Annotated in this window: 19 protein-coding genes and 1 tRNA gene; 12 read left to right on the top strand and 8 right to left on the bottom strand. The window is 66.1% G+C overall.

Annotated elements, in window-relative coordinates; genetic code table 11:
• The first annotated feature begins 286 nt into the window (after nt 1-286).
• Nucleotides 287-1000 (top strand): hypothetical protein, encoded by a 714-nt coding sequence (locus ASE50_RS11505; protein WP_056400340.1) that lies wholly within the window; start codon nt 287-289, stop codon nt 998-1000.
• Between the two features lie 241 nt (nt 1001-1241).
• Here the strand turns inward: ASE50_RS11505 and ASE50_RS11500 are convergent, their stop codons facing one another.
• Genes ASE50_RS11500 through ASE50_RS11490 form a run of 3 tightly spaced genes read right to left on the bottom strand, consistent with a single transcriptional unit; the run spans nt 1242 to nt 5133 of the window.
• Nucleotides 1242-2837, bottom strand: coding sequence for a sensor histidine kinase (locus ASE50_RS11500; RefSeq protein WP_056400337.1), 1596 nt, complete (start codon nt 2835-2837; stop codon nt 1242-1244).
• Complete coding sequence (locus ASE50_RS11495; protein ID WP_056400334.1) at nt 2834-3544, bottom strand: response regulator transcription factor; 711 nt, start codon at nt 3542-3544, stop codon at nt 2834-2836. The genes ASE50_RS11500 and ASE50_RS11495 overlap by 4 nt, the downstream gene beginning before the upstream one ends.
• Before the next feature lie 11 nt (nt 3545-3555).
• Entirely contained in the window at nt 3556-5133 is a 1578-nt protein-coding gene (locus ASE50_RS11490; RefSeq protein ID WP_056400331.1) for a DUF4173 domain-containing protein, read from the bottom strand.
• A 147-nt stretch (nt 5134-5280) separates the two neighbouring features.
• Between ASE50_RS11490 and ASE50_RS11485 the strand changes: the two genes are divergently transcribed.
• Nucleotides 5281-5841: a YkgJ family cysteine cluster protein gene (locus tag ASE50_RS11485; protein WP_056400326.1), complete on the top strand. Its 561-nt coding sequence runs from the start codon at nt 5281-5283 to the stop codon at nt 5839-5841.
• A gap of 57 nt (nt 5842-5898) precedes the next feature.
• Here ASE50_RS11485 and ASE50_RS11480 read toward each other — a convergent pair whose 3' ends face one another.
• From ASE50_RS11480 to ASE50_RS11465, 5 genes are all read right to left on the bottom strand, one after another.
• Nucleotides 5899-7632 carry a hypothetical protein gene (locus ASE50_RS11480; RefSeq protein WP_156347428.1) on the bottom strand — a complete coding sequence of 578 codons (1734 nt, stop codon included), beginning with the start codon at nt 7630-7632 and terminating at the stop codon, nt 5899-5901.
• A 165-nt stretch (nt 7633-7797) separates the two neighbouring features.
• Entirely contained in the window at nt 7798-10599 is a 2802-nt protein-coding gene (locus ASE50_RS11475) for a glycosyl hydrolase 115 family protein (protein WP_235512310.1), read from the bottom strand.
• Nucleotides 10586-13615, bottom strand: a complete 3030-nt coding sequence (locus ASE50_RS11470) for a glycoside hydrolase family 2 protein (RefSeq protein ID WP_235512308.1) — start codon at nt 13613-13615, stop codon at nt 10586-10588. Before ASE50_RS11470 ends, ASE50_RS11475 begins: the two co-directional genes overlap by 14 nt.
• 56 nt (nt 13616-13671) lie before the next feature.
• Complete coding sequence (locus ASE50_RS18805) at nt 13672-13815, bottom strand: hypothetical protein (protein WP_156347426.1); 144 nt, start codon at nt 13813-13815, stop codon at nt 13672-13674.
• A gap of 236 nt (nt 13816-14051) precedes the next feature.
• A tRNA-Ser gene (locus ASE50_RS11465) sits at nt 14052-14141 on the bottom strand.
• 115 nt (nt 14142-14256) lie between these two features.
• On the opposite strand from ASE50_RS11465, the gene ASE50_RS11460 reads away from it, so the two are divergent.
• The 10 genes from ASE50_RS11460 to mazG all read left to right on the top strand — a co-directional run bounded on the left by ASE50_RS11460 (nt 14257) and on the right by mazG (nt 23700).
• Entirely contained in the window at nt 14257-15279 is a 1023-nt protein-coding gene (locus ASE50_RS11460; protein ID WP_056400319.1) for a lytic transglycosylase domain-containing protein, read from the top strand.
• The gene (locus ASE50_RS11455) at nt 15276-16049 is read left to right on the top strand and encodes an SPOR domain-containing protein (protein ID WP_056400316.1); all 774 of its coding nucleotides are present in this window, start codon (nt 15276-15278) and stop codon (nt 16047-16049) included. Before ASE50_RS11460 ends, ASE50_RS11455 begins: the two co-directional genes overlap by 4 nt.
• 17 nt (nt 16050-16066) lie before the next feature.
• Entirely contained in the window at nt 16067-17233 is a 1167-nt protein-coding gene (locus tag ASE50_RS11450; RefSeq protein WP_056400314.1) for a D-alanyl-D-alanine carboxypeptidase family protein, read from the top strand.
• Nucleotides 17230-17856, top strand: a complete 627-nt coding sequence (gene tmk, locus ASE50_RS11445; RefSeq protein ID WP_056400311.1) for a dTMP kinase — start codon at nt 17230-17232, stop codon at nt 17854-17856. The genes ASE50_RS11450 and tmk overlap by 4 nt, the downstream gene beginning before the upstream one ends.
• Nucleotides 17853-18836, top strand: coding sequence for an AAA family ATPase (locus tag ASE50_RS11440; RefSeq protein ID WP_056400307.1), 984 nt, complete (start codon nt 17853-17855; stop codon nt 18834-18836). The genes tmk and ASE50_RS11440 overlap by 4 nt, the downstream gene beginning before the upstream one ends.
• Nucleotides 18837-19126: 290 nt before the next feature.
• Nucleotides 19127-20677 carry a methionine--tRNA ligase gene (gene metG / locus ASE50_RS11435; protein WP_056400304.1) on the top strand — a complete coding sequence of 517 codons (1551 nt, stop codon included), beginning with the start codon at nt 19127-19129 and terminating at the stop codon, nt 20675-20677.
• Entirely contained in the window at nt 20674-21453 is a 780-nt protein-coding gene (locus tag ASE50_RS11430; RefSeq protein ID WP_056400300.1) for a TatD family hydrolase, read from the top strand. The genes metG and ASE50_RS11430 overlap by 4 nt, the downstream gene beginning before the upstream one ends.
• Nucleotides 21450-22214, top strand: coding sequence for an MBL fold metallo-hydrolase (locus ASE50_RS11425; protein ID WP_056400296.1), 765 nt, complete (start codon nt 21450-21452; stop codon nt 22212-22214). Before ASE50_RS11430 ends, ASE50_RS11425 begins: the two co-directional genes overlap by 4 nt.
• On the top strand, nt 22211-22816 hold the full coding sequence (locus ASE50_RS19230) for a TIGR02281 family clan AA aspartic protease (protein WP_056400293.1): 606 nt from the start codon (nt 22211-22213) through the stop codon (nt 22814-22816). The genes ASE50_RS11425 and ASE50_RS19230 overlap by 4 nt, the downstream gene beginning before the upstream one ends.
• Before the next feature lie 53 nt (nt 22817-22869).
• The gene (gene mazG, locus ASE50_RS11415; RefSeq protein WP_082438995.1) at nt 22870-23700 is read left to right on the top strand and encodes a nucleoside triphosphate pyrophosphohydrolase; all 831 of its coding nucleotides are present in this window, start codon (nt 22870-22872) and stop codon (nt 23698-23700) included.
• The last annotated feature ends 19 nt before the right edge of the window (nt 23701-23719 follow it).

Raw genomic sequence — 23719 nt, 5'->3', positions numbered from 1 at the left:
CACAGGATGAACTGAAACTCCTCGGCAAGGACGTTGCACATCAGCGGAATATGTCGGAATGTCCCGCCTCGCGAAATTTACAACCGGTTAGCGGCAACAATTAATATTTCGCTAACGCATCGCCACATTGTAAAATTATTGTTCCTCTGGAACCGCTTGGCACGAACCGGGTTGTCGGTTTCGCGCATCGTCGCAGCCGGATCGTCGCGTTGACGGACCCGGTCTTCCGCCAGCCGTTCGGGAACCGCCGGGGCATGGCCGGGAGGATTTTTCAAGAGGGGGCATCATGCCAAGCAACAATTCGCTCATCACTACCGCTGCGTCGACCGTTCTGGTCGCGAACGGCACCAATGACGTCGTCTTCGGCCACGAAATCGCGACCGCCTATATCGTGAGCAACGGCGATGTCGGCGACGACACGATCCTGACCTTCCGCAAGAACGACTCGCTCATCAACTATCGGTCGATCGGCGATACGGTCGACGCTGGCGAGAATGGCGTGATTGCGGTCGATGGTGCCGATGGCGCCGACCAACTGACGCTGGTCGCCGCCGATGGCGGCGCAGTGAACCTGCGCTATCTGGGATCGAAGGACGGCGGCCATGCCTATGCCGACGCCTCGGTCCGGCTGGCGGCGTTCACCGAAGGCAAGGTCACCAACGACAATTTCGACGCGTCGTCGGGCAGCTACAAATTCTTCTACGACAACGCGCTGGGTCTGAACCTCGGTTTCGACACGATCAACGGCTTCGGTGGCGACGATCAGATCGTCACCACCCGGCAGATTTTCGACAATGACGATAACGCCACCATCGGCTTCGGCGGCAACGACGTCCTCGACCTGTCGGGCGAAGGCGGTCCCAAGTCCAGCGACGGCTTCAAGCATCCGGGCGGGCAGATCGACCTGAACGGCGTCGGCCATAATCTGGTCTCGATCGATTTCCTGTATCAGGAGACGATCAACGGCGTGACCTATTTCCACTACGGTATCGACGGCTGATCGAAGGGGCCGGCTGGGTCGATCTCCGGCCGGCACCCTTCCCACGATGCAGCGGCAAGGTCCGCAACTTGCTCCCCTCCCTGACAGGGAGGGGTTGGGGGTGGGTCGGCTCGCGAGGGTAAGGTCACGTTCGCCAACAGGCCAACCCACCCCCGACCCCTCCCTTCCAGGGAGGGGAGAAGTCTGCCAGGTCTTTGAATGGCGATCGGCGCTGGACCGACCCGGCGCCGTGCGTGATGCGCTACGCCTCAGCCCGCTCTACCGGGTCGATCGGCAGGACGATCTCGAACCGGGCACCGGCGATCGCCGTCCCCAAGGTCAGCGTCCCGCCATAAGCCTCGACCAGCGACCGCGCGATCGGCAGGCCGAGGCCGGTGCCCCCCGCCTCGCGCTTGGTCGTGAAGAACGCTTCGAAAATGCGGTCGCGATCGGCAGGCGCGATCCCCCGACCATCGTCGGCGACGGTGATCAGGGCGGTGCCGTCCTCGACCGCCGCGGTCACCACGACGACCGATGCCGCCGCCTGTCGCGCATTATCGACCAGCGTGGTCAACACCGCCTCCAGCGTCCGCGCATCGATCGCCAGCCGCGGCAGTTGTTCGGGCAGCATGATCGACACGGTGAACCCGGTGGTCGCCAATCCGTCGGCAACGATCGCCAGCACCGGTGGCAACGCCGCACCGGGTTTCCCGCCCGGCCGGTGCAGATCGGCCTTGGCCAGCTCCATCAATCGCCGCACCAGCCGCGAAAGGCGTTCGGCATCGATTGCCATGTTGTGCAGGAATTGCCGCCGATCGGCGGGCGTCATGTCCGCCTCATGATCCTGCAACAGCTCGATCGCGCCGCTGATGCCCGCCAGCGGCGTCTTGAATTCGTGACTGACCGACGAGGCGAAGTCGCGCAGATAGCGCGACCGTTTGTCGATGCTGTCGGCCATCACCGCGAAGTCGCGAAACAGGTCGCGGATCTCGACGACCTGTAGCGAGGGCAGGTCGGTCGCCGCCGGCTGGCCCGATGCCAGCGTCCGCGTCGATCGGCTGAGCCGCTCGATCGGCCGAACGATCGCGCGCGACAGGATCGCGGTCAGCACGATCAGCGCACCGAAGATCAGCACGATGCCGAGCACGATCTTGCCGCGATCCTCGTACATCCCCTTGAACAACGGGCGGGGCGAGCGCGATACCAGCAAGACGCCACGAACCCGGCCATCGACCATGATCGGCCGCGTATGATGCAACCGCAGGTTCGACGCGCGACTGAGCCATTCGAAGGGATAGCGGGAGACATAGTCGCCATTCTCGCGCAGCACCGTTGCCGGTCGCCCGGCCAGCGCCGACCGGATTTCCGGCAGTTGCCGCAGCGAACGTCCCGCCTCGCCCCCGTTCAGCAGGATGCCCCTGCCGTCGAGTATCAGGATCGACGATAGCGTGGTGCGGCTGGTCTCTTCGATCGCCGGGAGCAGCTGCCGCGCGGTCGCCAGTGCATCAATCTGCGGCGCATCGGCTGTGGCGCGCGCAGCGGGGCGGGGCGGCAGGATCGGCGATGCACGCAGATCGACTTCGCTCTGCGGATCATAGGGATTGGGTGCTGCCGGGCGGGGCACCGCCACCGCCGGCCGCGGTCCGGCCCACAGGATCGCCGCGCTCGCCGCCAGCGCCGCACTTTGCGCGATCAGTTCGCCCTCGGTCCGGCGCACCAGGGTGTTCTCATACACCCGCAGGAACAGCGCGCCGAAGCCGGGCAGTGCCGCGACCAGCAACAGCGTACTGAACAGGATCGTGCGCAGCCGCAGCACCGGCCAATGCCGGGCAATGGCCGCCTTTGCCCACGCGATCATGGCGTCGCGACCGGCTCCTTGCAGTTGCCCAGCCGATAACCGACCCCGGCCCGCGTCTCGATCAGGTCGGCACAGCCCGCATCGGCGAATTTCCGGCGCAGGTTGCGGACATGGCTGTCGATCGTCCGGTCGGTGATCGCAAAGCCCGGTCCGTGCAGCCGGTCGATGATCTGGTCGCGCGAAAAGATGCGGGACGGCATCGATGCCAGCGTCCGCAGGATCGTGAACTCGGTCACCGTCAGCGCGACCTCTTGCCCGATCCAGTGCGCGGACCAGCCCTCGCCATCGATGCTCAGCCCGCCATAGCGAAAGCTCGCGACCGTTTCGGCCCGCGGCGGATGCGCGGCGGTCCGGCGCAGGATCGCCATCGACCGCGCCACCACCTCACGCGGCGAAAAGGGTTTCACGACATAATCGTCGCCGCCCAGTTCGATGCCGAGCACCCGGTCGATCTCGTCGTCGCGCGACGACAGGAACAGGATCGGGATATCGCCGGCGGCCCGCAGCCGGCGACATACCTCCAGCCCGTCCATGCGCGGCATGTTGATGTCGAGGACGATCAGGTCCGGCGGGTCGCGCGTCGCGCTGGCCAATGCGTCCTCGCCATCGCCGGCCTCGCGGGTGTTCAGCCCCGCCTTCCCAAAGGCGAAGACCAGCAACTGGCGGATGTGCGGATCGTCATCGACGATCAGGATCGAACGCGGCATGGGGCACAGGATCATGGCCGCGCCTCGACTGTCAATGTGGAGATGACCGTGGCGGGCGGGGCAGGGGGCGGCTTGATGCGGCCGTCGCACTGGCGGGTCGCGTCGGGCATCGGCAGCTTTCCGGCAAGTCCGGGCAGGCGCGCCCGTGCCGCTGCCAGCCGCCGTTCGTCCTGCCACGTCCAGCCGCCATTGCCGATCCGCCGGTCCATGGCGAACATCACCGAGCTGCGGACGTAGCGGACCCGGTCGCGCAGAGTTGGAGCGAGGTCCGGTCGCGTCTCCAGTTCGATCAGGGCCGGCAGCGCCGATCCGCCGAGCCGGTGGAGGTAGCAGAGATCGAGCGCCGCGCCGCGTCCCCCCGTATCCCCGGCATGGCGCGCGTTCCACGATGCGACGATCGCGGCGGTATCGATCAGCGCGAAACCGCTCAGCACCAGGCCGGCGACGGCCAGATTGGCGTTGATGAGCCAGCCGGCGCTGCGTCCGGTCAGCAACCGCCAGACGATGAACACCAGTCCGCATCCGACCAGCAGCATCCACGCCAGCGCCGCCAGTCGCAGCCCGGTCAGCGAATAGGCTTCGACATAATCGACCGTGCGGACGATCGACGACGCGACCAGGATCAGGTTCTGGACGATCCACAGCACGACCAGCCGGCGGATCGTCGGTACCGCCGCGCTCTGCGATCCCGGCCGCAACGTCACCAGCACGAACAGCGCGGCGAGCAACGCGGTCGCGATCAATGGATAGGCACCGCGATGGGCATAGTCGGCCAGCGTTATTCCGGCCGGCATCGGCGCAAGTCCGCCCAGATAGGCGACATCCATCGCATTCTGGACGAGGAACAGCAGGTTGAACGCGATCAGCGACCGGCGCACCGATGCGATCGTCACGCCGGGCAGCGGCAGGTCGCCGCTGCCGTCGAAGGTGCCGAGGAACGGCCCGATCGCGCGGGGGTGCAGCAGGCTCCATGCCCCGATCAGCACCACCGTCCAGAGCAGCATGCGCGCGACGTCCGGTTCCCACCGTGCCGGGCCGGTCAGCGTCTCGATCCACTGCGTCAGCACCGGATTGGCGCTGGCGAACAGCGACACGATGATCGCGCTGCCGATCGCGGGCAGTGCGATGCTGCGCAGGCCGTCGGCCAGCCTGAACCCTCTTTGCGACCGTGCGCGGCACACCCTGCGCCACCGGACGACATCGATCGCCGGAGCGACGATCGATCGCGCTGCGTGGGCCGATAGTCGCTGGAACCAGCGCCAGCCATCGTCGAACCGGCCGGTCGTCGGCAGCAATACCATCATGCCCGCCGCGATCCAGAACAGGCTCCACGCCAGCGGGCCTGGACCTCGCACCATCTGTGCGGCGAACACCGCCGCGGCCCCGCCCGCGACCCAAGCCCGCCGGTCGCGCCAGATCGCCGGACGGCAGGCAATCGCCAGCAGCAGCAGCGCCGCCAGGGCGAACCCGATCTGTCCGCCATAGGCGCCTTGCTGGTAGAACAATATGTCGCCGGCCGCGACCATCGTCAGGGCGGCGACGACGCCCCAGACGACGCGGCGGCGTTTGCAGGCGGTGGCGATATCCATATGTGTCTCCGGTTGGTCCGGGACATGGATGCACCTGCGCCGCTGCACATCATGCGGTCGCCATGGTCCGGAACCCGGCTGGAAACCGTGCAGATTTCGTGCAGGCCGGCGGTTGCCTTTTGGGGCGAGCCTCGGCAACCGGGGCGGATGGACGATGCCGCCGATCTCGAAACGAACCTGCTCGGCGCGGTGCTGTCGCATCGGTCGTGCGGCGACTGCACCGCCTGCTGCACGGTGTTGCCGGTCAATTCGCCCGACTTCGCCAAGCCGGCGGGCATTCCCTGTACCCATCTGACCGCGAAGGGCTGCGGCATCCACGCGGTGCGGCCGCATATCTGCCGGACGTGGTTCTGCGTCTGGCGGCGTGAGGAGGATCTGCCCGACGCGGCGCGACCGGACCGGTCCGGGCTGCTGGTTTCGGTGAATTTCGTCGCCAAACCGCAAAATTGTTTCGAAGGGGTGGCGATCAACGTCCGCCTGCTCTCCGGCAGCGACGCGATCGCAAACGGCATGGCCGCGCGGGTTCTGGACGTGCTGTGTGACCGGCTGATCCCCGTCTGGTTCAGTGACGGCGACAAGAAGATGCTGATGCACCCCGAACCCGACATCGCCCGCCTCGTCCTGTCGGGCGCGCCGGCTCCCGCGGCGCTCCGCGACGAAGTGGCGGCATGGCGCGAGCAATATGGGATGTTCGCGTCGGACGGATGAGAAGGGTTCGGAGTCGCGGGCAGCGCATCGGATCGACGCTGCCTATAGCCGTAGAGGTTATCGGCCTGCCAATCCCTCCAGCACTGCCTGTGCTCTGGCGCGCTCCGGTGAGTCATAGCCCCCTTTTGCCACCGGCATCAGCGTGCTGCGCGCCACTGGCAGCACACCGCGCGAGGCCAGTTCGCTGCCGAGCGCCAGCCGGGTTCCCGGCGCATTCGGGACTGCGGTCAGCGCCTTGGTAAGCCCGTCGACGGCGATGGCCGGTGCCGGATCGCCAGCATCCGCGAAACTGCGGTAATAGGCGATCAGCGGGCCGGGCGCTTCGGTATCGGCGCGGTTTGCCTTTCCGATCGTCGCGCGCGCCTGACGCAGCATCTCGGTGCGGGCAGTTCCCGTCAGCGCCGTTGCGGCCTGCGCCATCGCCACGCCGCGCCACGTCAGCGCGGCGCTGCCGGTCGGCGACAAGGCGAGCGCGCGATCGGCCGCCGCCCGGCACTCCGACGCATGGCCGCTGCGGCACTCCGCCTCGGCGAGCAGGACCTGTGCGCCTTCGTCGCCCGGAAACATCGCCGCCTGGTCGCGCAGCCGTCGCAGCCACGCATCGCGTTGCGGTCCCCCGACCTCGACCCGCGACCCCAGTTCCAGCCGCCCTTTCACGAAAGCGGCTTCCCCCAGCGACAACCGGCGGACGATCGGCCCGTCCGCGCGGTCCGCCGGATAGGTCATCCGCTCGAACGGTTTCTTGGCGAAGAAATAGCTGCGCAATTCCCTGGCAAGGACGTCGGGGTCGCCGAACACCGCCGCAGCGTCCGACGCGGGCGTCCCGTTGGCGATCGCTTTGAGATAGCTGCGGAACTGGCCGCTACGGGTCGGCGAGAAGAACAGGAAGTGGGTCAGCATCCACGCATGGACGGGCGTCCAGCGTGTCTTGTCCGGCGATTGGGTCAGATAGGCACCGCTCAACACGTCGGCGAGGCGGAAATTGCCGAACCGGTGCAGCACCGCGGTCGTGCCGGCCGGCGCACGGCCATATTCCATCATCGTGTCGCCGCGGACCACCAGCGTCGAGAATAGCTGGCCGAAGCCATCGAGATACCAGCGCGGATAGGCGGCGGGGAAGAAGGTCGTCAGGTAATGCTGCGCAAAGCCCGCATAGATCATGCCTTCCGCGGTGAGCGGGACCGATTCCTCGTTGACCGGTCGGATCAGGTCGGCGCTGCTCTGAAGACCGAACAGCCCCGCCTGACCGCCGATCGCACCGGTGCCGGCCGTGCCGGGCGGAGCTCCGGGATCGCCACGCCCGCCAAGCTGTACGCCCTGCAAGGCATCGACGACCGCCACGCCGCGCTGCAGGACGACGCGCTGGTCGATCCGCGTCGTCGCCAATACCGCGCCGTCCTGCCGTGGGTCGTAGTAGCGGCGGATGTCGAACGCGCTGTTGAACGGCCCTTGCTGCCAGCGCAGGTTCCGCAAATCCATCGCCTGGAATTCGGCGGCATCCCCGATCAGCGTCACGCGCAGCTTGACCGTATCATCGGTCTGTGCGGTGCGGTTGAGCAAGACCGACAGCAGGAAGTACAGCCGTTCCAGATTGTGCGCGATCTGCGTCACCTCCTGTTCGCGACCATTGCTCAGCACGATGACGTGCTGCGTCTCCGCCTCGCGCCAATTGCTTGGTCGGGCGCGCTGACCCTCAACGACGATATCATTGTTCGGTGGCGGGGCCGGGGCGGTTTGCGCGGTCGCAATCGCGCTGTTCGTTCCGAGCGCGATCAAGAGCAGCCCACTCACCCAATTCGTCCGAACCATCGCGCCGCTCTCCCCTTATGCAATGCAAAGAACCACGGAAGCGTCGCCGATCAAAGCGGGAAACGCACTGGCCGTCGGTGGTCCAGACGGACGATTGGCGAAAATCGGGAAGCAGAAGAACGCCTCAGGCGGGACACCACAGGATCCTTATCGAAGCGGCATTCCGTAATAATCCGGTGCTCCGTCGAGGCGAACCTCGATCCGATCGAGCAGCAGTCCCGGGGAGGCGGCGAACAGTTCGACCGTGTGGCGACCGGCGGCAAGTTGTGCGAAGGAGAGCGACCGGACCGCCGTGTTGCTGAGCATGTTACGTTTCCATTCGTCGCTGCGTCCGAACGTTGCATAGTCGAGCGTCTGAGGCGCACCGCCATCGATGCGAACGTTCAGGCGCAGGTCGTCGGTGGCGGTCAGGGGATGGGTCGGCAACGATAGGATGCGGATCTCGGCAGCCCCCATGGTGCCGGTGTCGAAGCGATAGGTCAGCGGCGTCGCCGCCGTCTTCCCGGGCGAGAATGTCAGGCGGCTGCGCAGCGCGCCGACGAATCCCGGCACGCTTTCCCAATCGGGGCTGGTCGCACTGGCGGGCCGCAGCGTGATGATCTGGTTGATGACCGGCGGTGCGCCCTTTGCCGGTGTTGCAATGCGTATCGGCAGGGTCAGCGTCCTGCCGCCGCAGGTCAGCTTCACGGCATTCGAACCGCTGCTGTCATGGGTCAGCGTGATCCGGGTGCGATAGCCGTTGCCGGCGTCCAGCCGGCCGCTCGTGGCCGACGCTGCGAAGCCCGGCGGCGGCGCGAGCGACCAATCGGCATCGGCTCCGCCCGAATAGAGCGTGAAGCCGCGCGTTACCGCCGCGCCCTCAACATAGGCCAGATCGCTGCCCTCGATCCCGCACGCATCCTGCCGCGGCAAGGCGACCTGCGGGAAGGTCGGGGCAAGGAAGACCGGCAGGGTACGCGGTGCCGCGTTCATCATCCCCCGCCATTTGCCGCCGTTCAGCGCGTTGTACGCCCCGGTATCGTCGACGATGCGTTGCTGTCCGGCGCGCGCCTGTTCGGACAATACGTTCATGTCGGCGCGCACGACGTTGCCGGCGCGATTGATCGCCTCTGACGTGCTGCCCGGAACGACCGGTGCCCGCAGCGCCTTGGCATGTTCCTGCGCGAGATCGAGTTTCAGGACGCGTTCGTTCAGGCTCGCCGCGCCGCGCACCGGATAGAGGACGAGCTGGAAGAACGCGTCGCGCCGGTCGGCGGGCAGCAATGCGCCGATCGCTTCCGCCTCCGTTACCAGCGCGGCATAGCGATCGAGCCGCCGCTCGGCTTCGTCGCCGCCGGTGCGCAGAAAGTCGCTGGTGCGGACCGGGGTGACCGGTTCGACCTGACCGAACCCCATGAATTCGGGGCGTCGTTCGAAGGCGAGGTCGTAATAGGCGAGCATCGCCGCGGTGACCCGATCGGCGACGCCCGCGCCGAACTGCCGGGCGGACCAGTCGCGCAGATGGGTGCGCGGCGCCTGCGCAAAGGTGCGATGGTCGAAGGCGAGATCGAGGAAATACTGGGTCAGATACTCGCCCGGCTTGATGTCGCCGACATTCACGACCCACAGCTTGCGGGCCTGTAACTGCCATGCACGGTCCATCTGTTCGCGGATCAGCGCCGGGTGCGTCGTCGCCAGCCACAGATAGTCGTGCGGCCGGCCCCAGTAGGAGAGGTGGTAATAGACCCCCGACCCGCCGCGCCGGGCCTGTTCGGCCGGCGTCGGAAGCTGCGCGATATAGCCGTAATTGTTGTCGGGCCATACCAGCGTCACATCGTCCGGCACCCGCAATCCGGCGATATAGGTGTCGAGCACTTCCTTGTAGAGCGTCAGCGCCTGCGGGACCTGTGCGGCGGGCTTGCCCTGCGCCTTCGCCAGCAGGTCGCGTTGTACCGCAATGGCCTGCATCGTCGCGTCGCGCGCCTGTTCGGGCGTGTCCGCGCCTTCCATCGCCGAGTCATGCTTGCCGCGCAGGCCGATCGAATAGACGTGCTCGCCATCCTTCACGGCCTCGACCCGTTCGCGCCAATACTCGACCATCGCCCGACGGTTGGTGAAGAAGTTGAAAGGGCCACGCGCCCGCTCATCCCATTCGCGGACATTGTTGCGCAGCATCGGTTCGGCATGCGACGTGCCGACGACGACGTCATGGGCGCGCGCTGCCGCCGCATTGCCCGGCATCTGGTAGAAAGGCGTGGTGCTGTCGTGCATCGCCGGCCAGATCAGATTGGCCTTCAGCCGCCACATCAGTTCGAAGATGCGGGCATAGGTCCTGGGGCCGATATCGCCGACCTCGGGTTCGTAGGTTTTGGCCGCCCACGGCTGGAGCCCCCAATCCTCGTCGTTCAGGAAGATGCCGCGATACTGGACCGATGGCGGCTCCGACAGCCGCCGCGCGCCATCGACCCGCAGCCGATCGACGCGACGCGGGGTTACGTCGGCCCACCACTCCCATGCCGATACGCCCAGTTCGCGGGTCAGGTCGATCACGCCCCAAATGCTTCCCCGGCGGTCCGATCCGGCGATCAGCAGATAGCGCCGCGACGGATCGCGCTTCGAGCGGACCAGGATGCGGCCATAGCGCTCCCATGTCCCCCGGATTGCCGAGAAATCGACGCCGGTATCCGTCACGACCGTGCGAACCAGCGCCGAATCCAGCGTACCGATCACCACGCATAGTCGGGCACAGCCGGACACGTCACCGACCACCACCGCCGCGCGACCGGTCAGTTGCTGGAGGTCGCGGGCGAGCAACCCGCCGGCGAGTTGGGCGGAAGACGAGCCATCATGGACGATCCCCGCCACCTCTCGCCCGTCGAACAGCACCGCGTCCTCGGCAGCGGCGGCCGCCGGCATCGCCAGCGCGGCAGCCGCACTCAGCCAGCGCCACATGCCGTTACCGCGGCCCATGGAAATCGGCCTCGACGATCGCCAGACGCCACCCGGCGGGCACCGCGTCAGCACCGGTGTCGCCCGCCTGCCGTGCGGTCGCCAGTTCGACGATCTTGCCGAACGCGTCGCGATCCTCGGTCGGCGCGACCTGCGTGATCCGCACCACCTGCCCGGTGGTGACGGGGAAGGGGATCAAGGCATAACCCAGCTGCCGCTCGGTCTCGCCGCGCCACACCTCGCGCCCGTCGATGCGGATGGTCAGCGGATAGGCGCGCGATCGCCATCCGACCAGTTTCAGTTCGATCTCGTTCAGCGTCACCGGTCGTGCGAAGCGATATTCGATCCACGCATTTGCCGGCGTCCCGTCGCTCACCCAGCGGGACAGTTCGTTGTCGTCGAAGGTTCTGGCCGCATCACTCTGGTCCGATCCGGCAGTGACGGTGATCGGTGTCTGCGTCGAGCGCGTGATCCTGATCGAATCCCCGGCCGGGGTCGGGCCGCGCGTCAACCGGCCGGGCTGTGCCGCCTCGGCAAAGTCGCGCGACAGACCTCTGGAAGCCGGGCTGGCGGCAACGGTCGGGATCGACAGCGTCACTGTCCGCAACCCCGGCGCGGTCGCCGTCAGCCGAACGGTGCCACGCGCCTTGCCAGCCCGCAACAGCACGCGGTTCACGCCGGCTTCGACCGGCAGCGCGCGCGACAGGATATGATTGTCCTCGCCACGCGCGGTGCCGGCGGTGGGGGTGGTGCCGGGCACGACCTCGCCCGGCACGGCCTGCGCGGGGCGCAATTTGCCCGAACTGTCGCCCTGCGCGATGCCGCCGCGCCATTCGACCGGGCCGGTCAAGGCAAAGGCGACCTTGTCGTTCGCGGTCGGCACGCGGCGACCCTGCGCATCGACGACTTCGACATCGACCAGCGCGATGTCCGCACCGTCCATCACGAACCCGCGCGGTCCGGTCCGCGACGTGAGCCGAAGCGCGACCGGCGCACCGACCGTCTCGACGGCATGCTCCGACCGCTGTCCATCGGCGCCGGTCGCGACCGCGCGCAGCGTGCCGGGTTGCCACGCCACCGCCGGCCAAGTGAACAGGAAGCCGCTCGACCGCGTGCCCATGCCCAGCGACCGACCGTTCAGGAACAGCTCGACGGCCTCACCGTTCGACACCACGCTGACCGGCTTGGTCGTACCGGGCGCATAGTTCCAATGGCCGATGATATGCGTCGCGGGCGTCTCCGGATCGACCCAGCCATTCCACATCACCTTATGCGCGAAATAGCCTTGCTTGGGCAGGCGGACCGCGTCGACCTCGCCCGAACGGCGGTAATTATTGTCACCGCGATAATGGGTGTTGCTGTCCGACCAGATGATGTTGACCCCGCCCGAACTGACCCTGCGCCCGGTGCCGGGCCGGATACGGTAGTAGTCGTACCAGCGACGGACATCCTCGATCGCGTGGCTGTCCTGGTTGCGATTATAGTCGGGTGCATCCTTGTGGAACGGCGCGGTATATTCGTCCTGATACAGCCGCGCCCCTTCGTCGCGGCTATATTCCATCGCCCACATCGGGTGTCTGGCGCTCTTGTTCAAATACAGCATCTCCCCGCCATATTCGGCGATCTTGCTGTCGAGCATTTCGCGCGATCCGATCGCCCGGCCGCCATGCGGGTCGTACCGATCGCGAATGGCCTTCATCTCAGCCATGTGCGGCTCGCTGATGCTCTCGTTACCGCTTTCGTAGAACAGGATCGAGGGATTGTTGCGGTTGTAGACGATCGCGTCGCGCATCAATGCCGTGCGCTGCTCCCAGCGGCGACCCTCGACGTCATGCTCGGCATCGCCTGCGGGCATCGCTTGCGGCAGTCCGACGCGGTCGGCGCTTTCGATGTCCTGTTTCGACGGCGTGATGTGCATCCAACGTACCAGATTGCCGCCGCTCTCCACCATCAGCGCGTTCGAAAAATCGCTGATCCAGGGCGGGATCGATACCCCGACCGCCGGCCATTCGTTCGACGTCCGCTGCGCATAGCCATGCACCTGCATCACCCGCCCGTTCAGCCGGACCATGCCGTCGCCGAACCGGGTCGAACGGAACCCGGTCAGCGTATCGACCGCGTCGATCACCTTGCCCGCCTCGGTCAGGCTGGTGGTGACGCGGTAGAGATAGCCATAGCCCCAGCTCCAGAAGTTCAGGCCGGCGAGGCGCTTGGCCGCGGTCAGCGTCCGGGTCTCGCCGGGCGCCAGCGTCGCACTGCCGCCATCGATCCGCGCAACGACGCGTCCGGCGGCGTCGCGTATGTCGACCTGGTACCCGAGCGTGCGGGGGCGGCGGTCTTCGTTGCGGACCTGCGTCTCGGCATGGATCGTCGCACTGCGCGCCGCGATATCGAAGGCGTCGGCCCAGACATATTGCCCGGTCGTGCCGAGCGCGGAATAGAGCGGCAATGTCTGATAGGTCCGGGGCGTCAGATGCAGCCGGACGTTCTTCGTGATGCCGCCATAGTTCACGTTGAAGTTGCGGTCGTTCCATTGGAAACCGCTGCCGGTCGCGCGTTCCTTGTACCGCCAGTTGCTGTCGACCCGCACGGCGATGACATTCTCACCGGCCTTGAGCGCGGCGGTAATGTCCGCGCCGAACGCCATCGCGCCATGTTCGGACAGGGCGACCGGGGTGCCGTTGATCCAGACTTCGGCAGCCTGTCGAACACCCTCGAATTCGAGAAACGCCTTGCCGGCCTTCGCGCCCCTGGGAAGGGTGATGCGCTTGCGGTACCAGTTGATCCCGGCCGACAGGTCCTTGATGTCACGGGCAAAGGCTTCACGTTCGTTGAACGCATGCGGTAGCGTTGCGGGGTTCCAGTCCCGGTCGTCGAACGTGGACGCTTGTGCGCCGGCCGGGTCGCCGGTGATCGTCCGCCAGTCCGCGTTCAGATTGTACGTCGCACGGGACGATCGAACGACGCTGGAAGCATCGTGCGCCCAAGCGGGTGCTGCCAGTGTGGCAACCGCTGATGCGATAAGACCTGAACGCACCACTTACTCCCACATTATGGAATTTAAGTTCATAATGTGTGTAGTCGAAGTGTATATCAAGCGGGTTCAGCGGAATTGGTCAGGCAAATATCGATTGCTGGCGCGGGTGCCGGTTCTGCTCGCCCGCTGGCGAAGATCAATGCAGCCATTGTCGGAGCAAGCCACAAACCTTTCTGTCCGAACGAGGCGATCGACTTCATCGCAGCCAGATCAAGCTGGCGGCGAGACGGACGAAGCTGCAGTGTTGGATGGCCCGCCGGTCTTGGCGAGGGGCACGTCACCGACCTATTCCCGACCATCCGGTCGATCCGGCTGGCATGCCGAAACCGGTCTTTCCATCAACCCGAAGCCGCCCGTTTCTTCATGACGTCGGGTGCTGCCGGTCGCCTGGGACGTGCGGGGCGGTAACATCCTTGACTGTTTTGCGCGGGGCATTTGGCGGAAGAGGTGGGATTCGAACCCACGGACGGGTTGCCCCGTCGCTGGTTTTCAAGACCAGTTCCTTAAACCACTCGGACACTCTTCCCCGTACCCGCTGCGCCTAATGCGGGTCGGCGTCGTTGTGCAAGCCTTTGTCGCAGGAGGGGGTTCATCCGCCTGACGCGCTGTGCCACAAGATCGCCGTAGCGGGAGGCTGTGTGATGCGTATTGCAAAGGCGGGGTTGGCGGCCCTTCTGACCCTGATGGCCGGCGGGTCGGCGGCGGCGCAGGATGCCGACGGGTTTCAATCCTATCTGGGCGAGGTCGCGGTGCGCGCGCGGGCGCAGGGGGTGCAGCAGCAGACGATCGATTCCGTCCTGCCGACGCTGACCTATAATCCGCGTGTCGTCGAACTCGACCGGCAACAGCCCGGATCGTCGTCGACGACCACCGTGTCGCGCTTTGCCCCCTATCGCATCCGCCATGTCGATGCGGCGCGGATCGATCGCGGCCGCACCGCCTATCAGGCGCAGCGCGGGCGGCTGGCCGCGATCGAGCAGCAGACCGGCGTGCCGGAATCGGTCATGGTCGCGATCTGGGGCCATGAGACCAATTACGGCAGCTATACCGGCGACTTCGACCTGCCGCGCAGCCTTGCCACGCTGGCCTATGAAGGGCGTCGCCGCAGCCTGTTCGAACCCGAATTCATCGCGACGCTGAAGATGATCGATCGCGGCGTTCCCCGCGAACGGTTGAAGGGCAGCTGGGCCGGCGCGTTCGGCTATCCGCAGTTCCTGCCGTCGATCTATCTGCGGCTGGCGCGCGACGGCGATGGCGATGGCGTCGCCAATATCTGGTCGAACCCCGCCGATACGCTCGCCTCGATCGCCAATTATTTCGTCGATGCCGGCTGGCGCCCCGGCCAGCCATGGGGATTTGCGGTGCAGGTCCCGACCGGCTTCGACCGATCGATCCTCACCCCGCGCACCCTGTCGCCCCGCTGCCCGCGTGTCTTCGCCCGGCACAGCCAGTGGCGCTCGCTCGCCGAGTGGCGGGCGCTGGGCGTTGCCGCCAGCGACGGCCGCCGCCTCGACCCGACGATGCAGGCGACGTTGATCGAGCCGGACGGCCCGGGCGAGACCGCCTATCTGCTGACCGGCAATTACCGGGTGATCCTCGACTATAATTGCTCCAATTTCTACGCGCTGTCGGTCGGACTGCTGGCGGACGCGGTCGCGCAATGAGCCTCGCCGTGCTGCTGCTGATCGTTGGCGGGCAGGTAGCGGCACCGGACGCGCTGCCGGTCGTCCACGAACAACGACTCGACGAGGTTGGCCGTGCCGGTCTCTCGAACCGGACGGGGCAGGCCATGACCGTGCAGCACCGCACGCTTCCCGGCGGCAGCTATGCCGAAGTCACCGCGCTCGACAGCGGCCGGACGATCATCGTGCTGGTCGAACACGACCCGTCGCTCTCACCCGACACGATCGCGCTGCTGTCGCCGCTCGCAGCGACGGCGATCGGCATCGGCGACCCCAAGGACGCGCAGATCCGCATCCGTCCCGCCGCGCCGTCGCCCGCCGAACAGGCCGCGATCCGCGCCGGCAGCGAAGTGCCGCGTCTCGCCGCGCCGCCGTCATTGCTCGCGGCGCTCCGGCGGCGGCTGCCGTCGGCGCAGCCAGTGGCGCTTCAGCCGGTTGCGGTCCCGCGTCCGGTCCTGCCCAAAGCCGCCGCACCACAGGCAGCTGCCCCGAAACCAGCGCCCCGCCCGAACCAGCCCGTCACCGCCATAGCCCGACCCGCCGCCGGCCGCTGGCTGGTACAGGTCGCCGCCCTGTCGGACGCCACCCGCGCCGCCACGCTCGCAAAAACCATCGACGGCGTTGTACGTTCGGCGGGCAGGCTGTACCGGGTGCAGGCAGGCCCATTCCCTACCCGAGCCGCCGCCGAAACCGCCCGTGCCGCCATCGCACGTCGCGGCTTCGCCGACGCCCGGATCATCGCCCAGGACTGAACGGAACCACGTGCCCCATGCGTAAGATCGCCCTTTCGAGCATCGCCGCCATCGCCATCGCCACCCCCGGCATCGCCGCCGCGCCAGCGTTCGACACGCCGGCACCGGTCGCGTTCATGACCGACCTGTCGTCGGGTGCGACGCTCTTTGCCAAGGACGCCGATCGCCGGATGCCGCCGGCGTCGATGGCGAAGATGATGACCGCCTATGTCGCGTTCGACCTGATCAAGAAGGGCGATCTGAAGCTCAGCGACACGGCGACCGTATCGCCCGAAACGTGGAAGAAATGGCACGGGCCGCAGGCGGGCTCGACCATGTTCCTGTCGGTGAACGAGAATGTCAGCGTCGAAAACCTGCTCTACGGCATCATCGTCCTGTCGGGGAACGATGCCTGCGTCGTGCTCGCCGAAAAGATCGCCGGTTCGGAAGAAGCGTTCACCAATCTGATGAACCAGCGGGCCAGGGAACTGGGCCTGACCAACAGCCATTTCGGCACGTCGAACGGCTGGCCCGATGAAGGTCGCACCTATGTGACGGCGCGCGATCTGGCCAAGCTCGCCAGCGCGACGATCCAGAACCACCCGCAACTCTACAAGAAATTCTATTCGAAGACCGATTTTACCTGGGGCAAGACGCTGGGCGAGGGGGCCGCGATCACGCAGGCGAACCGCGACCCGTTGCTGGGCCGGGTGCGCGGTGCCGATGGTTTGAAGACCGGCCATACCGAGGAAGCCGGCTATGGCTTCACCGGATCGGCCGAACAGGACGGCCGGCGACTGGTGATGGTGCTGGCCGGTCTGACCAGCGCGAACCAGCGTATCGCCGAATCGGTCAAATTCATGAACTGGGGCTTCGGCGCATGGCGCGCACGCCCGATCGTCGTGGCGGGCAAGAAGGTCGAGACGGCCGAGGTCCAGCTGGGCGATTCCTCGACCGTCGGTCTCGTCGCACCGAAGGCGCTGTCCGTGACAATGCCCGCCGGCACCAACAGCCCGATCACGGCAAAGGTCGTCTATACCGGCCCGATCAAGGCACCGATCGCCAAGGGGCAGCATATCGCCGACCTCGTGATCTCGTCGCCCGACACCGGGGAACAGCGTATGCCGCTGGTCGCCGACAAGGACGTGGCCGAGGCCGGCTTTTTCGGTCGGATCTGGGCAAGCCTGACCTCGCTGTTCGCTTGAGCGCCGGGCGGTTCCTGACGCTGGAGGGCGGGGAAGGGGTCGGTAAATCGACCCAGGCCCGCGCGCTGGTTGCCGCGCTCGAAGCGCGCGGCATCCACGCCGTGCTGACCCGCGAGCCGGGCGGCAGCGAAGGGGCCGAGGCGATCCGCGACCTGCTGATGCAGGGCGACGTCCGCCGCTGGAGCGCGCATAGCGAGGCATTGCTGTTCGCCGCCGCGCGCGCCGATCACGTCGAAAAACACATCAACCCGCTGGTCGCGGCGGGCAACTGGGTGATTTGCGACCGGTTCATCGACAGCACCCGCGCCTATCAGGGGGCGCAGGGGATCGACGATGCCGCGATCCTCGCGCTGCACGCCTTCGGATCACGCGGGCTGCTGCCCGACCGCACGCTGCTGCTGACGCTCCCGGATGGCGAAGGTGACAGCCGTGCCCGCGCGCGCGATGGCGGGGCGGCAGACCGGTTCGCGGCACGCGGCGATGATTTCCATCGCTCGGTGGCGGCAACGTTCGACCGGATCGCCGCGACCGAGAGCGAGCGGATGCGCCGCATCGACGCCTCGGGCGAGGTATCGGCGGTGACGGCGCGTCTGATCGAAGCGATCGCCGACCTGTTGCCATGACGCCGATCGGCAATGATGCCGCGCGGCAGGCGTTCATCGCCGCTGCCGAAGGTGAATCGCTGCACCATGCGTGGCTGCTGAGCGGACCCGAGGGGGTCGGCAAGGGCAGCTTTGCCCGCGACATGGCGCTGCGCCTGCTCGCGACCGCGATCGACGGGCGCAGCCGGATGCGCGGCGACATCGCCGACGACCACCGCACCGCCGCACTGATCGCCGCCGGCGCGCATCCCGACTATCGCGAACTGGTCCGGTTGCCGAAGGACCCCGACAAGCCCGATCAGGATATCGCGCGCGGTATCAAGATCGATCAGGTCCGCACGTTGCAACCGCTGTTCGCGACCAAACCTGCGCTGTCGTCGCGCCGCGTGATCGTGATCGATGCGATCGACGATCTCGAACGGCCGGGTGCCAACGCTCTGCTCAAGAACCTCGAAGAACCGCCGGTCGGCACGATCTTCCTGCTGGTCAGCCATTCGCCGGGACGGTTGCTGCCGACGATCAGGTCGCGTTGCCGGCAATTGCGCTTCGATCCCCTGACCGACGCAGAGGTCGCGACGGTGGTCCGCGCGGAATTGCCCGAAACCGAAGCGGCGGAGGTCTCCGCGCTCGTCGCCGCGGCGGACGGATCGCCCGGCCGCGCGCTGGCCTATGCCGGCCTCTCGGTCGCGGCGCTCGACCGCGACCTGTCGGAGATTGCCGAGACCGGCGACCTCGATAACCGCATCCGCTCGCGCCTTGCCAAATCGCTCGCCGGCAAGACCGCCCAGCCACGCTATGCGGTGTTTCTGGACCGGGCCCCGGCCCTGATCGCCGCGACCGCGCGGACGCGGAACGGACCAGCCTTGCGCGACGCGCTCGACGCCTATGACAAGGCGCGGGCGCTGGCATCGATGGCTCCGGCGCTGTCACTGGTGGCGGAGACGACGGTGTTCGAAATGGCGGGGCTGATCGCGCGCCTGGCACCGGCCGTTACACGGTAGCCAAGGTTCAACAGTGCCGAAGGTCACCCCGGACTTGATCGAGACCCCTGCGAAAGCCGCGAGCTTTGCCTAAAACTCGCCGTACCCCCGCGCAGGCGGGGGTCCAGAGCCAAGCAAAACAACGGCTTGCGCCTGGAACCCTGGACCCCCGCCTGCGCGGGGGTACGGCAAGGGGGGCGGGATCACTACTTCCGCAGAGATCTTAATCAATCCGGGCCCCGCTGCTCTCGCGCGTCGCTCGCAATCCCCGACCTTGTTCTGACCCGCTTTGAACCGTAGAGCCTCGGACCATGTCCGATCCTTTCTACATCACCACCGCGATCCATTACCCGAACGGCCGGCCGCATATCGGCCACGCCTATGAAATGATCGCCGCCGACGCCATTGCCCGCTTTCATCGGCAGGCCGGACGCGACGTGTTCTTTCAGACCGGCACCGACGAACACGGCCTGAAAATGGTCAAGACTGCGCGCGAGCGCGGCGTGGAGGTCCGCGCGCTTGCCGATGAAATGTCGGGCTATTTTCATGACATGGCGGGCGAACTGAACATCTCCTGCGATCGGTTCATTCGCACCGTCGAACCGCAGCATTATGCCGCGTCGCAGGCGATCTGGACCGCGATGCGCGATGCCGACGACCTGTATCTCGACCGCTATGAAGGCTGGTATTCGGTCCGCGACGAAGCCTTTTACGAGGAAAAGGAACTGGTCGACGGGGAGGGGGGCGTCCGCCTTTCGCCGCAGGGCACGCCGGTTGAATGGACCGCCGAGGAGACGTGGTTCTTCCGTCTGTCGAAATATCAGCAGCCGCTGCTCGACTTCTACGCCGCCAATCCAGACTTCATCCAGCCCGAAAGCCGCCGCAACGAAGTGCTGCGCTTCGTCGAGGGTGGGCTGACCGACCTGTCGGTGTCGCGCACCAGCTTCGACTGGGGGGTGCCGGTGCCCGACAGTCCCGGCCACGTCATGTATGTCTGGGTCGACGCGCTGACCAATTATCTGACCGGCGCGGGCTATCCCGACGCGCCCAACCGCTACTGGCCGGCCGCACTGCATCTGATCGGCAAGGACATTGTCCGCTTCCACGCGGTCTATTGGCCCGCCTTCCTGATGTCGGCGAAACTGGCGCTGCCGAAAACGGTGTTCGGGCACGGCCATGTGCTGGCCCGCGACGGGACCAAGATGTCGAAATCGGCTGGAAATGTCGCCGATCCGATGGAGCTTGCCCGGCTCTACGGCGTCGACTCGCTGCGCTACTTTCTGATGCGCGATGTCAGCTTCGGTCAGGATGGCAGCTTTTCCGACGAAGCGATCGTGACCCGCGCGAACAGCGACCTCGCCAACAGCTTCGGCAACCTCGCCCAGCGAACCCTTTCGTTTATCGCGAAAAATCTGGAAGGCGCGCTGCCCGAACCGGGCCGCAGCGACCCCGCCGACGCCGATCTGCTCGCCACGATCGCCGAAGCAACCACCACCTTCCGTGGCAACTTCACCAACTTACAACTCAGCCAGGCACTCGAAGCATGGATGCGCGGCGTCTTCGCCTGCAACCAGTATATCGACGTGCAGGCCCCCTGGGCGCTCCGCAAAACCGATCCCGAACGCATGCATGCCGTGCTCGGCACGCTGGTCCGTGCGATCCGCGATCTTGCCGTCACGATCGTGCCGGTCGTGCCGGCCTCGGCCGAAGCACTGCTCAACCAACTGCGACAGGCGGGGCAGGGGCATGACGCGCTGGGCGACGACCGTTGGTACGAAGAAGCACGCGCCGCGGGCTTCCGGATCGCTCCACCGACCCCCATCTTTCCACGACTGACCATTGCGGAGCCGGAGCCGGCATGAAACTGGCCGACAGCCATTGCCATCTGAACTACAAGGGCGTCGCCGAGGTGCAGGCCGACGTCCTGGATCGCGCCCGCGGCACCGGCGTCGTGGCGATGCTGAACATTTCGACCCGCGAAAGCGAATGGGACGCGGTCATCGCCACCGCCGAACGCGAAGCTGACGTCTGGGCAACGGTCGGCATCCATCCGCACGAAGCCGACCAGCACCCGCATGTCGACACGGCGCGACTGGTGGCGGCCGCCATGCATCCGCGGGTCGTCGGCATCGGCGAAAGCGGAATCGATTATTATTACGACCATAGCGATCGCGGTGCGCAGCAGGTCAGTTTTCGGTCGCACCTCGCCGCATGTCGCGAAACCGGCTTGCCGATCGTGGTGCATACCCGCGACGCCGAAGACGATACCGCAACGATCCTGCGCGACGAGTTGGGGAAGGGGCCCTTTCCCGGCGTTCTGCATTGCTTCACCGGCTCAGCGGAACTGGCGCGGATCGCGCTCGATCTCGGTTTCTACATCTCGATTTCCGGCATCGTGACGTTCAAAAGCGCACAGACGTTGCAAGCAGTCGCCAAAGACCTGCCGCAAGATCGGCTGCTCATCGAAACAGATGCACCGTTTCTGGCACCCGTGCCGCATCGTGGCAAACAGGGCGAGCCCGCTTTCGTCGCCGACACTTGCCGCTTCCTCGCGCAGTTGCGCGGCGAGGATCCGGACGCACTGGCCGACGCGACGCGAGAGAATTTCCATACACTGTTCGCGAAGACGCTCGCGTGAAGATCCGCATCCTCGGCTCCGGTACGTCGTCGGGCGTGCCGCGGATCGGTAACGACTGGGGCGTTTGCGACCCGAACGAGCCACGCAATCGCCGTACCCGCGTGTCCGCGCTCGTCGAGCATGACGGTACGCGCATTCTGATCGACACCGGCCCGGATATGCGCGAGCAACTGCTAGCAGCGGACGTCGCGACCGTCGACGCGGTGCTGTGGACCCACGATCATGCCGACCATTGTCACGGCATCGACGATCTGCGGCAATTGTTCCACAATCAGGGATCGACGGTTCGCGGCTTTGCCCGATCGGATACGCTGGCCAGCCTGAAGTCGCGGTTCGATTATGTCTTTGCCGGGCGACAGGGTTACCGCGCAACCGTCGCGGCCGATGTCCTGCCGGACCGAATGGCCATCGGTCCGATCGATGTAAGCTGTACCGATCAGCCGCACGGTTCGATTATTTCCGCTGGCTTGCGGTTCGACGCCAATGGTAAATCGATCGGCTATGCGACTGATTTCAGCACGGTAACGCCCGCGATGACCGAACTCTATCACGGCGTCGACATTCTCGTGGTGGATGCGCTGCGGGTTGCGCCGCACCCGACGCATCCGTCCCTCGACGAAGCGCTGGCGTTCGCGAAGACATGCGAGGTCGGGCACGCGGTGCTGATCCATATGGACCATTCGATGGATTATGCCACGTTATGCGCGACACTTCCGCAAGGGGTCGAACCGGGATTTGACGGGTTGGAATTGACGCTGTGAACGACGATCGCGGCATCTATATCCTGTTGGGATTGCTTGCGCTGACACTGCCATTGTCGTCGCTGCTGGTGCGGCGTCCGCCGGCCCGAGCGGTAATACGCGCTGTCGTCGGGTGGGCGATCATCGCCGGTGTTCTGTTTCTGGGCTTCAGCAACCGCGCGCGGCTGACGGAAGTCGCAACGGGTCTCGGTGAAAGGCTCGGTCTGGCCGAGCAGATGGTCGAGGGCGATACCGTCCGCATTCGTCAGTCGCCCGACGGGCATTTTTACGCAACGGCGCGGTTGAACGGTATTGAGCGGCGGATGCTGATCGACAGCGGGGCGACGACGACGGCGATTTCCGAAGCAACGGCCAGGGCGATCGGCGTCACGCCGCGACGGGTGCCGCCAGTGGTGATCACGACCGCAAACGGAATGGTCGAGGCGGCGCGCGGCCGGATCGAGACCGTGCGGATCGGATCACTGGAAACCCGCGACCTGCCGATCGTGGTGTCGCCGGCGTTCGGCGATTTCGACGTCATCGGCATGAACTTCCTATCAAGGTTGCGAAGTTGGCGCGTTGAAGGGGGTACGTTGGTCCTAGATACCGGAAATGTCGCCTGATTTTACATAATGTTTATTATCGGATTTGCGTTGGAGTGTTGATGGAGGTGGATATGCGACCCCCTGAACTGGAACATGGTACCGGCGTCACCACTCCCGCCAACTGCGGCCCGTCCGCTCCGCCGGCAACTGCGGAACAGGATACCGTCGGGCGGATCGTGGCGATCATGGCGCGGCTCCGCGATCCGGAACGTGGCTGTGAATGGGATTGCGCACAGACATTTGCGACGATCGCGCCCTATACCATCGAGGAAGCCTATGAGGTCGCCGACGCGATCGAACGTGGCGATATCGACGATCTGAAAGACGAACTGGGCGACTTGCTGCTGCAAGTCGTGTTCCACAGCCGCATTGCCGAGGAAGCGGGTCATTTCGACTTGCGCGACGTTGTCGACGCCATCAGCGACAAGATGGAACGTCGTCATCCGCATATCTTTGGTGACGCCGAAGTTGGCGGTCATCACCTGTGGGAACAGGTCAAGGCCACCGAACGACGCCAGAAGCCGGGGCAAGATGGCGCGCTGGCGGGCGTCGCATTGGGTCTGCCCGCACTGGCCCGGGCGGAAGAACTGCAGAAACGTGCGGGCCGCGTCGGCTTCGATTGGCCCGACGCCACCGGGCCGCGCAACAAGATCGACGAAGAGCTTGTCGAGATCGCGCAAGCGACGACCGACGCCGAGCGGTTCGACGAAGTCGGCGACCTGTTATTCTCGGTCGTCAACTGGGCGCGGCATCTGGGGGTCGATGCCGAAGCCGCGTTACGCTCGGCGAACGGCAAATTCGAGCGCCGCTTCAGTGCCATGGAGGCTGAAGATGCCACCTTCGCCGACCGGACGCTGATCGAACAGGAAGCAGCGTGGCGGCGGGCAAAGGCGGCCGAGTAACGCTAACGCCAGGTTAACG

The organism is Sphingomonas sp. Leaf5 (assembly GCF_001421155.1).
Classification (GTDB): Bacteria; Pseudomonadota; Alphaproteobacteria; order Sphingomonadales; family Sphingomonadaceae; genus Sphingomonas.
This window is presented reverse-complemented; position numbering and strand designations above follow the sequence as displayed.

Excerpts from the sequence above, each read along its gene's own strand:
- ASE50_RS11505 (WP_056400340.1), top strand. The coding sequence starts at position 287 with ATGCCAAGCAACAATTCGCTCATCACTACCGCTGCGTCGACCGTTCTG.
- ASE50_RS11500 (WP_056400337.1), bottom strand. The coding sequence starts at position 2,837 with ATGATCGCGTGGGCAAAGGCGGCCATTGCCCGGCATTGGCCGGTGCTG.
- ASE50_RS11495 (WP_056400334.1), bottom strand. The coding sequence starts at position 3,544 with ATGCCGCGTTCGATCCTGATCGTCGATGACGATCCGCACATCCGCCAG.
- ASE50_RS11490 (WP_056400331.1), bottom strand. The coding sequence starts at position 5,133 with ATGGATATCGCCACCGCCTGCAAACGCCGCCGCGTCGTCTGGGGCGTC.
- ASE50_RS11485 (WP_056400326.1), top strand. The coding sequence starts at position 5,281 with ATGGACGATGCCGCCGATCTCGAAACGAACCTGCTCGGCGCGGTGCTG.
- ASE50_RS11475 (WP_235512310.1), bottom strand. The coding sequence starts at position 10,599 with ATGGGCCGCGGTAACGGCATGTGGCGCTGGCTGAGTGCGGCTGCCGCG.
- ASE50_RS18805 (WP_156347426.1), bottom strand. The coding sequence starts at position 13,815 with ATGAAGTCGATCGCCTCGTTCGGACAGAAAGGTTTGTGGCTTGCTCCG.
- ASE50_RS11460 (WP_056400319.1), top strand. The coding sequence starts at position 14,257 with ATGCGTATTGCAAAGGCGGGGTTGGCGGCCCTTCTGACCCTGATGGCC.
- ASE50_RS11455 (WP_056400316.1), top strand. The coding sequence starts at position 15,276 with ATGAGCCTCGCCGTGCTGCTGCTGATCGTTGGCGGGCAGGTAGCGGCA.
- ASE50_RS11450 (WP_056400314.1), top strand. The coding sequence starts at position 16,067 with ATGCGTAAGATCGCCCTTTCGAGCATCGCCGCCATCGCCATCGCCACC.
- ASE50_RS11440 (WP_056400307.1), top strand. The coding sequence starts at position 17,853 with ATGACGCCGATCGGCAATGATGCCGCGCGGCAGGCGTTCATCGCCGCT.
- metG (WP_056400304.1), top strand. The coding sequence starts at position 19,127 with ATGTCCGATCCTTTCTACATCACCACCGCGATCCATTACCCGAACGGC.
- ASE50_RS11430 (WP_056400300.1), top strand. The coding sequence starts at position 20,674 with ATGAAACTGGCCGACAGCCATTGCCATCTGAACTACAAGGGCGTCGCC.
- mazG (WP_082438995.1), top strand. The coding sequence starts at position 22,870 with ATGCGACCCCCTGAACTGGAACATGGTACCGGCGTCACCACTCCCGCC.